Below are 11,504 nucleotides of genomic sequence, written 5' to 3'. Positions count from 1 at the left end.
AAATGAACCACGAAAAAGGTAAAATCCATGAAGCCTCAAAAGAAGGAATGATGATGAGCAAAAACAATCCTATGATGAAATCTATGCTTCAGCCAATGGGTGTAAAAATGACAGGCTACAAACAACTAAAAAAGAAAAATCCAGAAGAAACTATTTTTGATTATACGATGCTAAAATCTGAAACTTCTACCAAAATTGATGAAGAACAGCCTGTTAGAATCATTCATTTGTATTTGGGAGGAAACATGTTGCGTTACGTGTGGATGATAAACAATACCCCACTTTCAGAAGCTGACAAAATCAAAATTAATAAAGGTGAGACAGTACGCTTTGTGATGCACAACACTACCATGATGAGCCATCCTATGCACCTACACGGGCATTTTTTTAGAGTAATAAATGGACAAGGCGATTTTGCTCCTCTCAAACATACTATTAATGTTGCACCAATGGAAACAACAATCATAGAGTTTGATGCAGTTGAGGAAAAAGATTGGTTTTTTCATTGTCATTTACTCTACCACATGATGTCTGGAATGGCTAGAGTTGTAAATTATCAAAATACTACACCTATGCTTACCTCAAGAGCAGCCTACAAACGCTTTGCAAGAGAAGATAAACGTTGGTACACTATGGCAAATGTGGCAGCACAAACCAACGGACTTTGGGGAGAAGCAGGACTATTCAATTTTAGAAATGAAATCAGTCTTACTGGAAATACCAATTATAAAAATGAGTATGAAGTAACAGCAAAAGCAATGCGCTATTTTGGTGCGAAGCAATTTTTTACTGTTTATCTTGGAGCAGAAGCCGAACAAGAAACAGTAGAACAAGTCAATGATGAAACTAACTCAACAAATGCAGAAATAAAAGGACTTTTGGGTATTCGCTACTTTTTGCCTATGCACATCTGGTCAGATTTGAGAATAGACCACGAGGGAAATTTTCAAATCGAACTAGAACGAGAAGACTTTCCACTTACCAAACGTTGGAGAGCTGATGCAGGAATAGAATATAGCATCAATCAAGACAAGCTACGATACACCATAGGAACAAGTTATATTTTAGGACAATACTTTGCACTTTCTGGAAATTATGATAGTCAGTTTGGTTGGGGGGCAGGATTACAGATTATTTATTAAAGTCAAAATGATATAAAAAATGGACAAAATTCTGAATAACTCTAAGGTCAAGCCATCGTTTTTATAAGTAGTAGTGGATTATTAGAGTCCACTTTATTTCAATCATTAGATTCAAAATTTTTCTTTATATAAATTATGGAAACACTAGAACAAACCCAAAATAAAGTCCAAACAAAAGAATATACCATTACAGGAATGACTTGTAAAGGCTGTGAAGCTAAGGTAAAAAAAACATTAGAAAACTTTCTCGAAATTGAAAAGGCAGAAGTTAGTGTAGAAAATGGAGAGGGAAAAATCTATTTTGAAGAGAATATTCCTATTTCTGTTTTACAAGAAAAGCTCTCTGAAATTGGAAACTATCTCATCGTAGAAAAACAAAGTAAGATAGATAATATAGTTTTTGAGGAAATAAAAGTTGATACCAAATCAAATCAGTCAGAAGAAGGCAAAGAAATAGAGCTACCCAAAAAGTCTATTTCTACTTATAAGCCTCTTATTCTGATTGTTGGTTTTATTTTGGGAACAAGTATTTTGGTACAATATCCTTTTCACGACTTTTCTGGAATGCTCTTGATGCGCCATTTTATGGCTGGATTTTTTATTGTTTTTGCCTTTTTCAAGCTCTTAAACTTAGAAGGGTTTGCTAATTCTTATAGAATGTATGACATCGTAGCCGAAAAGTGGAAAGGTTGGGGATATATTTATCCTTTTGTTGAGCTTGCTCTCGGAGTGACTTATCTTATCAATATTTTTCCATCTTATACCAACTTAATTACAGTTGTGGTATTAGGAGTGAGTAGTATTGGTGTTATAAAGAGTAATTTGGATAAGAAAAAAATCAAATGTGCTTGCTTGGGAGATGTTTTTAATCTGCCTATGAGTACAGTTACTATTATTGAAGATTTGGTGATGGTAGCAATGGCTGGCGTGATGCTTTTTATCTAGCAAGTGATTCACAAACAATCTATTACAAAACAGAACCTGCAAAACAAACTTTTGCAGGTTCTTTAATTTTTGGTGTTTTTTTCTGAAAAATCTATATTTTTGTAGAATATCTTGTTCTCTCAAATGATACGAAGCGTATGGAAGGTAAAAGTAACAATAATACAGATTTTAAAACTTCAGAAAAGATAAGTGCTTTAGTTTCAAGAAACTATGTTTCTGCTGCTGTCTTACACTATTTTGGAATAGACTTTTACAATCATTCTCATAAAACACTTGCCCAAACGTGTAGAGAAAGGGGAATAGATGCAACGATTTTAATAAAGCATTTGGAGGAAGCTGTTCGTAAGAAGCGAAATACGAGTTCGTTTAAGACTCTGAATCAGCATATTTCGCATTATCCGATAGAGTTAGTAATTGATTATTTAAAGAATGCCCACCGTATTTTTATGCGTCGTAGTTTACCTTATATGTCAAAATTGGTAAACGATTGTAATAGCAAAGGATTTGAAGAGCATTATAAAATGGTTATTGAAGATTTGAAAATTGCTTTTCCTCTTTTTGCAGAAGACTTTATTCATCATATTTTTGAGGAGGAAAGTTCGCTCTTCGATTATATTACCCTTTTAGATAATGCTTTTTATGGAAAAATACCGATGACTAAGGTTTTTTATCCTATGAAAGAACATTCTATTTCTCGTTTTTTGCGCCAACACCAACAAGATGATGATGAAATGGAAGGTATCAGAGAACTAACCAATAACTACAAAATAGATAAACAAACACCTCTTTTGATAAAAGTGTTGTATTCAGAACTCAAAGATTTTGAAACCGAACTCAAAATACATGCTGATATTGAAAATAGAATTTTGCTCCCAAAAGCTCTCAAACTAGAATTAAAGTTGAAACAAAATATAGCAGAAAAGAGTAAATTTAATTAAGAACAAAAAATAATATGAAGAATCGCTAAAGATTCCTAAATTCATAGTTTTTTGCTATCTTTTAGGATGTTTTTACGTAAGCCATAGTAGCATTATCAAGTCGAAAAATCTGTTATACATAAATGGGAAATTTAATTTTACCTCCTTCTCTTACTCGTGAACTTCCGTATGCTGTTACTGCACAACTTTCAGAATTGCCACAAGAAGCACAAAGAGAATTTTTTGAAGAGTACAATCGAAATGCACGCACTACTTCGATAGGTTATATTCTGAATCTGCTTGTTTTCGGAACACATTACGCTTATCTGAATCAGTGGGTGTTACAGTTTTTGTATTGGTTTACGGCAGGAGGCTTTGGTATTTGGTGGTTTATAGATTTATTTAGAATCCCTTCAATGGTGGAGTCCTACAACAATAAGGTAGCCGACCAAACACTCCGACACGTTTTAGTAAAATATCGTTACGGACTTCGAAATACGCAAACAACAAGTTCTACATTGGCTTCTTCGGCAAAAGGTTCTAGGTTTATGCTCCGAACGCCTTACGATTTACAGAAAAAAGGACAAGACACAAATATTAATCTTGCTAAGAAAAATATTTCTAAAATACGCCCAATTGCTCCAAGAGTATTGGAAACGCCAGAAGCTGACCCTATGCGACTTAGTATTGTGAATCTTAAGGCTGGTTTTTTAGTGGATTTTGACCTTACCACATGGGAAACCGTACAAGAATGGCAATACGATTGGGATAATGGAAATAGTGGAAAAGAATTTCGTCTCATCAATGAAAAGGAAACACTTCACCTGTATATGAGAAATGAAGGAACGCAGCTTCACACCATTTTGGCAAGAAAAGTAAATATTTTTGCGATTGATAGAGAATTAGAAGATGAAATTCAGAGCAACAAACGTCCTCCATCGGTATTGAGTTATCAAGATATTGATTATTTTAGAGAAAACTCAAAAACAGGATGGAGACACGAAATTACAGCTAAAACGGCTGCAAATAAAGTTACTGTTTGGGAATATTTTGATGAAACACTTACTTTCTTTATGCGAATAGAACAAATTGAAGGACAAACTTACAAAGCTACTGTGGGCGAAGTGATTTCTCCTTTTGAGTTTTCAAATGTGTTGCCAAAAGAATAATAAACCTCGTTGACGGTTCTGACCTCAACGACGGTTTTCCTATTTACCCAAAGCTCTTCCTAAAAGCTGCATCATCAGCTGAAAACCTTCATCAAATTTGTTTCTCTTTTGCTCAAAAGAGAGCTTTCCATCTTTGTCTTCTGTAATCAAGTACGTAAAAACAAAATCGCCATCTCCATTTTGCCAGCCGTCTAACTGCCCAAAACGAAGGTCATTGATTTGATACATTTTATTTTCGTCTTCTTGGTACGTTTTGACAGTATAATAGCCTTGTGGAACTTCCAAGAGTTGTTGTACTTTTTTGTTGTCTTTGATAGGGGCTAGAAGCTCCCAGTTTTTGTCAAAGTAATGGTATTTTATAGTTTTATCTTTATCTAATACAGAATAATACCCACTATAATAACCGTTTTCAGTTTCTACGATATTGTTCCAAAGTAAAATATTTAATGGTGTTGTTTTGGTGTCATAGCGCAGATAATCTATATTTTGAGCTTTTAAGTTTTCTTCAAAAACGATATTCACTCGCTGCTGATTCACTACACCCATAAGCAAATAAAAAGATGACATTCCTACGCCAAACCACACTAAAAAAGCTCGCTTTTTATTGTAGAGTTTGTCTTTAAAAGCAGGTAAAAACCTAGCCCAAAGCAGCAAAATCAAGAACGGAACAGTATAGAAAAAATCAACTACGAAAACGGTTTTGGTCGCATAGCCATAATCAGAAAAAGGATAAAATATTTTTGTTCCCCACGTCGTAAAAATATCTAGCCACGAGTGGGTGAGCATTCCCCAAAAAAATAGATTTGTCCAACGCCAAAAACTCATTTCTGACAGGTATTTGAGATTATATTTTGTTCCCAAACGATTGAAAAGCCAACCTAAAAGTGGCGCAACCAAAATGGCAAACAAAACTGAGTGCATAAGGCTTCTGTGCCAACGCAACTCTTGTACGATATCCAAAAAAGGATTTGCCAAAACATCTAAATCTGGAATTGTTCCAGCGACTGCGCCCCAAAGCATCGCTTGGTTGCCAATTCTTTTTCCTGCGACAAGCTCGCCAACGGCTGCTCCTAATACAATTTGTGTGAGTGAATCCATATTTTTTTTGTATGACAGTCTTCCAAACTGGAAAAAAGTAGTGAAAGCTATTTTATTTCTTCGTAGTCAAAAGGCTGTAAATGTTTTTTAGCCTTGACTTTATATTTTTTGCTTATAACTCCATCGTCTGTATGCGTATCGACTTGAAAAATTACTGGTTTATTAATGTTGTTTTTAAAAAATAGTACTCCTTCTATATCTTCTCTATACTTTTGATTTAGTATTGTAATATCTCTCTTTGGAATTTCCACGTAATCAGATACATCAAGTCCATAAAATCCTAGAGTTGTGTCACTAGAAGTCATCAAAAAAACGTTATTAAAACCACAGTGTATTCCATAAAGTCGTGAATACTCTTTGTAAAGTAAACCTTGTACTCTTTGATATAAGTTGTGTTGATAAATATCTTCTATTATTTGATTATCTATATCTTCAAGAGGTTTAGTTTCTAAGTGTAAGTACAAAGCGACACTATCAGAAAGAAACGGTTTTAAATTGTCAATACTAATTGGGGCATTAGCATAGAGCTTTTTAACGTCTGAGTAAGCCATCGTAATTTGGTTATATAGCTGTCTATCTCTTGGATTGTTTCCGTGCTTTTTTATGTCGATGTTTATTCTTTTTGCTTTTTGTATGTGCAGCTTTTGGCTAAGTTCTTTAGTTTTTTGTTGTGTAATGGTTATTGCTTGCTTCTGCTCAGAGTGTCTCAGACTGTAAAACGAATAGTAGCATCCCCAAAACAGAGAAAGAAGCATCCACAACGATATTGCAATATTTTGTTTTGTTCTTTTCATAAACTTACCTTTTATAAGTAAAAGAGACTGAATCTGTTTCTGAGATTATTTTGATTACTAACTTAGTATTTTGTTTTCTTAGAGAAGGAGGAATAATCAAAAATCCTTTTTCGTCGAATTGAGTTTCTAAATTTCTAGGTTCAATAATTTTTGTAATTATAGTATCAAAAGGAAATAATGTAGTAAGATACAAGGCATTATTTCGTCCATCTGGACTGTTATAGTTTCTATTTTCTGAAAGGTGAATAGTCGTTACATAATTGGATAGAATAGCTTCTATTTTATTTGTGATTGTTTTTTGCCTTATCAACTGAATATCATCAGCATACATTTTTGTCAGTTGAGTTTGAAAACGAGCTAAATGATATTTACTTTCCAAACTATCCCTAGAAAAATAAAGTTGGTTGAGTTGTGAGTTATCTAAGCCATCTTCTAATTCAAAATTCGTATATCTTTCTTTAAGAAGTGGAGCTATTTCTTGTGCCTCTGTTACATATTTTTCAAAAATAGACGTAATTGGAATTTCTGTATTTTCTAAAAATTTTATATTATCAAGCTCATTTACAATCAATGTTTGTTTTAAACTATCTAGCTTTCTATCTATTGTGTATAATTCTGAATATGCTTTTCGCATGGCAAATTCTCTTATATAATCTCCTTCATAAATAATTCCTTCATCAACTGTAAACTCTTCATAGTATTGATAAGACAGTTCTTTAGTTAATCTAATCCCTTCCTCAAAAATCATTTTTTCATTTTCTGTATATTTTTCTTTCAAAAAATGAGAATATCCAAACCATAGCAAAGTGGCAAGCAGCAAAGAAGCTGGCAAAAAGGGGCGTAGTGGATGGAGCATCGTCCGAATATACTTCATAGATTTTAGGTGTGTAGATAAAGACAAACTAACGCAAAATGGACTTCAAAGGTTGAAATATCGAAAATAATCGATTTTTTTTTAGAAAAAATGAAAAAAAATTTCCTACTGTATTTTTATTACTTAACAATTTATTCACATTGAAAAATAGTCATAAATCAAATTTTTATTTTGTGATATGTATATTTTATGAAACGAATTTTTAAGTAAAATTAAATAGCTTACTAATTGAATATCAGTTAGATAGCGATTTATTCAATAATTATTATATTTTTGTGAACAGAGAATTAAAAAATCAGTTCTACGAATAAAATTCTTTCTAAAAATAGACTTCAAAATTATATTTTGTTTTAGAGTAGAATTTAACCAATCAACATTAATAAAATTCTTTATTTGTAAAGTTGTAGATACAATCATTAAATAGAACGAAATATTCTTTTAAAAAAATAAAAAGCGTCGTTTAGGTTTTTAACCATAAACGAGGATTAAACTTAACCTTGCCCTTGTTGGTGTCTTCATCAACAACTAATTAACAACACAAACATACTTATTACCTCTTTTCCTCTTTAAAAACTATGGTAGCAACACTCACTCCTCCGACAACAGAATCTGTAATGGAACAAATGCAAAAAATGGGACACGAAAATCTTGTTTTTTGCCAAGACAAACACTCTGGACTTCGTGCCATCATCGGTATTCACTCTACCGTTTTAGGACCTGCCTTGGGTGGAACTAGAATGTGGAACTATGCCACAAGTACGGAAGCAGTAACGGATGCCCTTCGTCTTTCTCGTGGTATGTCGTATAAAAACTCTATCGCTGGGCTTAATCTTGGTGGTGGAAAAGCTGTAATTATTGGCGATGCACGCACTCAAAAAAATGAAGCTCTTTTGCGTCGTTTTGGTAAGTTTGTAGAAAGCCTCAATGGAAAATATATCACTGCCGAAGACGTAGGAATGTCGACGATTGATATGGACTATATTGCAATGGAAACCAAACATGTAACAGGCTTGGCTGAAAATCGTGGTGGTTCGGGCGACCCTTCTCCATTTACTGCCTTGGGTACGTATATGGGAATGAAAGCAGCAGCAAAAAAGGCTTATGGAAGTGATAGTTTAGAAGGCAAAAAAGTTTCTGTACAGGGTGCAGGACACGTCGGCGAATACATCATTGAACATTTAGCCAAAGAAGGTGCAAAAATCTATGTTACAGACGTATATGAAGACCGTTTGATAGATATTGCTAATAAATATAACGTAGAAATTGTAGGCTTGGAAGAAATCTATGATTTGGACGTTGATATTTATTCTCCTTGTGCGCTTGGTGCGACAGTAAACGACGAAACACTTAGTCGTTTGAAGTGTCAGATTATTGCAGGTTGTGCTAACAATCAGCTCAAAGACGAGACAATCCACGGTAATGCTTGCCTTGAGCGTGGAATTATTTATGTACCAGACTTTTTGATTAATTCTGGTGGTGTAATTAATGTGTATTCAGAATATGCTTCTCTTCCTCGTGAGTGGGTAGTTCAGAAAACAGAACGTCTTTACGATATGTGTTTGGAAGTAATCACACAGTCGCAAGATGAAAATAAAAATGCTCAAAATGTAGCGATTCAGATTGCACAAGAAAGAATCGACCAAATTGCTCATATCAAAACTGTGAGATAAGGAAATATCCTCAACGACGACTTCACGTCTCGTTGACGGTTCAATTCATAAAAAAAGCGAATTGTAGAAAATACAATTCGCTTTTTTTGTTTATGATTTTACCTCCATCTCATCCAAACTACTCTTCATTGTATTGAGATTATAATGTTTCATAGAGAGTTTATTGTTTGGAGTGTTTTTATCAAAATGTGAGATGATTTGTGTCAGGCTAACCGTTCCACCATAAGGGTCACTCATCATAATTTGCTCTCTTGGCGTAGCATTTTGTTTTTCTCCTCCCTTGACGTGAAAATGCCACAAGATTTGTGAAATTGTATCTAATTTCTGTCCTTTTTTAAGATAGAATTCTAACCACTCTTCAAACCATTCTTCTCGTTTTTCGGCTACTTCAGAAGTGTAAAGCGTAGCAGATGACCAGATATAGGCAAACTTTGTATCTATATTTTTTTTGTAAAGTTTGTTTTCTTCTTCTACCCAACGGTATTCAGTCAGAGAAACAGACATTTTGGTTTTTTCAATCCAAACAAGTGTAAAAGATTCTATTTTGCTAAAGTCATAATTTTCAATGTCTTCTTGATTTTTTGTTGCCAAAAGTTCCATCAGAATAATTCCTCTACTTTTTCTGTACGGCGTGTTTCTGACGTGCTTTTTAAAAGCTCCATTTAAAAGGCAAAGCGTACGACCTTTGTCATTTATTCCAATCCAAGAGCCTCCAGCGTCGCCATCGACAGGGCGAAGGATTTTTGTCTTGTTTATTTCTGTGAAAGTGGGAAGCTGAGAGTTTTTACGAGTTTTTTGCTCGTCTCGGCTAGAAGTCAGAAGAAAATTTCCTTTTTCTAAAGGAACAAAAGTGAGTGTACACATGAAATGAATTACGAATTACAAATGTATGATGTAGGTTAAAGGTTTGCCTTTAACTTTAACAATAGAGTAAAACCCAAAATTACGCATTTTATTCTTCAAAAAACTTTTTATAAACTGGGCTTCTATACGCAAATTGCGCCCACATCCCTGGATAAATAACAGCATCTAAGGCTTTTGAAGAAGTATAATAATCAATATCATCGATAATGATACAATTATTCTCATCTATTTTTTTAATTCTGTGGTGGTGTTTCCAAGTTTTGAGAGGAAAAGGCAAATCATTGGCTGTATCTACAAAATAAATTTCGCTTTCTGTTTCGGCTTGTTCTACGATATAAGAAATCCACTTAGAGCTATAAATTCCAAAATCTAATTCTAAATGTACTTCATCGCCTACTTTGCAGCCATCAAAACGATTGAGTTTGAGCTTTGGAAAAGGTGGACTAAGTTGTAAAAAAAGTTCTTCTGTAAAGCCTTTCCAAACTTCACTTGCCGAACGAGCAATCGGAGTTTCTATAATTAATTTCATAGCTTATAAAATCAAAAAGCAAAGGAAAATGTTTTGTTATCTTTGTTTATAGCTTTGAACTTTTATCTGTTTTTTTTGAAAGATTGGAGGGGTTCAAATAAAGATTAATGTAAATGATTTTCGTATTCATTAATCACTTATCACTAATAATTAATCGTTAAGATACAATGCTTTTCTCTGATATACTTGGTTTAGAATCTCTCAAAAAAACACTTACTACGGCTGTTCATAATAACCATGTAGCACATGCACAGCTTTTTTTAGGCTATGAAGGAAGTACGGCACTTTCGTTAGCGTGGGCGTATGCAACATTTTTGAGCTGTGAGAACAAACAAGAAAATGATGCCTGTGGAAGATGTAGTTCGTGTGTGCGCTATAAAAAACTAATTCATCCAGATTTGCATTTTGTCTTTCCAACAGCCAAAGCAAAAGCCTATAAAGAGAGAGAAGAGTTTATGAAAGGCTGGAGAGAATTTTTACCAAAAAGCAAATTTCCAGTTTTGCAAGATTGGTCAGAATATTTGGATACAGAAGGGAAACAGTTTAGTATTTCGGTGGCAGAAAGCCGTTATATTTCAAAAATTTTATCCTTGAAAGCGTATGAAGGAGGCTATAAAATTCTGATTTTGTGGTTGCCAGAATATATGAATGCAAGTGCTGCCAATGCACTTTTGAAAGGATTAGAAGAACCTCCAAAGAAAACCATTTTCTTATTAGTAAGCGAAAAAACAGATAAAATACTTTCTACTATTCTTTCTCGTTGCCAACTTATTCAAGTTCCTCGTTATTCGGATGCAGAAGTGAAAGAGTATTTGATAAGTCAGAATATCAAAGAAAATGAAGCTGCCGAAATTGCGCCTTTGGTAGATGGGAATTTGAACGAGGCGATGAAACTGAGTAAGCATACACAAAATAAAAATCAAGAATGGTTTAGAGATTGGATGCGACTTTGTTTTAAGCACGATTATGCTGGCTTTGTAGAGCAAGCCGATTTGTTTCACAGCTTGGGAAAAGAAGGACAAAAAACGCTTTTGCAGTATGCTCTTACTATTTTGAGAGAATCTTTAATTTCTAATTTTGGAACACAGCAGCTTATCCGTACAGAATCCGAAACACTAAAGTTTGTAGAAAATTTTGCTAAGGTAATTGATGAGCGAAATATTTTTTCGTTGGTAGAAAAGATAGACGAAGCCTATTTTCATTTGGAACGAAATGCAAACTCTAAAATCGTTTTTATGGATTTATCAGTTCAGATTGCTAGACTTTTGAGGTAAATAAATTTATTGATTTGTACTATTTTTTACTGAGAAATAATTTATGGTTCGCTCCTACGGAGCTTATAATCTATAAAATTCTATGGCTACCAATGGAAAGTCCTTACAGAACTATTTTCCAGTCTCTGTAGAGATGAAACCATTGGTAGTAATTTAACAGTTTTCCCAATGCTAAGTTCCGTAGGAACGAATCTCTCTTCATATAATTAGAATTCGAAATATTTCGCA

11 protein-coding genes are annotated in these 11,504 nt (G+C 33.8%); 6 read left to right on the top strand and 5 right to left on the bottom strand.

What is annotated here, in order from left to right; all coding sequences use genetic code 11:
* The 4 genes from QZ659_RS11395 to QZ659_RS11380 all read left to right on the top strand — a co-directional run.
* Nucleotides 1-1,142, top strand: a 1,142-nt coding sequence (locus tag QZ659_RS11395; RefSeq protein ID WP_291725944.1) for a multicopper oxidase domain-containing protein, incomplete at its 5' end; no start/stop codon positions are given.
* 135 nt (nt 1,143-1,277) lie between these two features.
* Nucleotides 1,278-2,087 carry a heavy-metal-associated domain-containing protein gene (locus QZ659_RS11390; protein WP_291725943.1) on the top strand — a complete coding sequence of 270 codons (810 nt, stop codon included), beginning with the start codon at nt 1,278-1,280 and terminating at the stop codon, nt 2,085-2,087.
* A gap of 137 nt (nt 2,088-2,224) precedes the next feature.
* The gene (locus QZ659_RS11385) at nt 2,225-3,025 is read left to right on the top strand and encodes a hemerythrin domain-containing protein (protein ID WP_291725942.1); all 801 of its coding nucleotides are present in this window, start codon (nt 2,225-2,227) and stop codon (nt 3,023-3,025) included.
* Nucleotides 3,026-3,147: 122 nt separating this feature from the next.
* Complete coding sequence (locus tag QZ659_RS11380) at nt 3,148-4,173, top strand: DUF4178 domain-containing protein (RefSeq protein WP_291725941.1); 1,026 nt, start codon at nt 3,148-3,150, stop codon at nt 4,171-4,173.
* Between the two features lie 39 nt (nt 4,174-4,212).
* Here the strand turns inward: QZ659_RS11380 and QZ659_RS11375 are convergent, their stop codons facing one another.
* Genes QZ659_RS11375 through QZ659_RS11365 form a run of 3 tightly spaced genes read right to left on the bottom strand, consistent with a single transcriptional unit; the run spans nt 4,213 to nt 6,939 of the window.
* Nucleotides 4,213-5,271 carry a metal-dependent hydrolase gene (locus tag QZ659_RS11375; RefSeq protein WP_291725940.1) on the bottom strand — a complete coding sequence of 353 codons (1,059 nt, stop codon included), beginning with the start codon at nt 5,269-5,271 and terminating at the stop codon, nt 4,213-4,215.
* Nucleotides 5,272-5,318: 47 nt separating this feature from the next.
* The gene (locus tag QZ659_RS11370; protein WP_291725939.1) at nt 5,319-6,065 is read right to left on the bottom strand and encodes a hypothetical protein; all 747 of its coding nucleotides are present in this window, start codon (nt 6,063-6,065) and stop codon (nt 5,319-5,321) included.
* Nucleotides 6,066-6,069: 4 nt separating this feature from the next.
* Nucleotides 6,070-6,939 (bottom strand): hypothetical protein, encoded by an 870-nt coding sequence (locus QZ659_RS11365; protein ID WP_291725938.1) that lies wholly within the window; start codon nt 6,937-6,939, stop codon nt 6,070-6,072.
* A gap of 575 nt (nt 6,940-7,514) precedes the next feature.
* On the opposite strand from QZ659_RS11365, the gene QZ659_RS11360 reads away from it, so the two are divergent.
* Complete coding sequence (locus QZ659_RS11360) at nt 7,515-8,609, top strand: Glu/Leu/Phe/Val family dehydrogenase (protein ID WP_291725937.1); 1,095 nt, start codon at nt 7,515-7,517, stop codon at nt 8,607-8,609.
* A 90-nt stretch (nt 8,610-8,699) separates the two neighbouring features.
* On the opposite strand, the gene QZ659_RS11355 is transcribed toward QZ659_RS11360, so the two are convergent.
* The gene (locus tag QZ659_RS11355) at nt 8,700-9,473 is read right to left on the bottom strand and encodes an NRDE family protein (RefSeq protein ID WP_291725936.1); all 774 of its coding nucleotides are present in this window, start codon (nt 9,471-9,473) and stop codon (nt 8,700-8,702) included.
* Between the two features lie 88 nt (nt 9,474-9,561).
* Nucleotides 9,562-10,002: an SRPBCC family protein gene (locus QZ659_RS11350; protein WP_291725935.1), complete on the bottom strand. Its 441-nt coding sequence runs from the start codon at nt 10,000-10,002 to the stop codon at nt 9,562-9,564.
* A gap of 167 nt (nt 10,003-10,169) precedes the next feature.
* Between QZ659_RS11350 and QZ659_RS11345 the strand changes: the two genes are divergently transcribed.
* Nucleotides 10,170-11,276, top strand: a complete 1,107-nt coding sequence (locus QZ659_RS11345) for an ATP-binding protein (RefSeq protein WP_291725934.1) — start codon at nt 10,170-10,172, stop codon at nt 11,274-11,276.
* Nucleotides 11,277-11,504: the final 228 nt, after the last annotated feature.

It is taken from the genome of Bernardetia sp. (assembly GCF_020630935.1).
Lineage (GTDB): Bacteria > Bacteroidota > Bacteroidia > Cytophagales > Bernardetiaceae > Bernardetia.
This window is presented reverse-complemented; position numbering and strand designations above follow the sequence as displayed.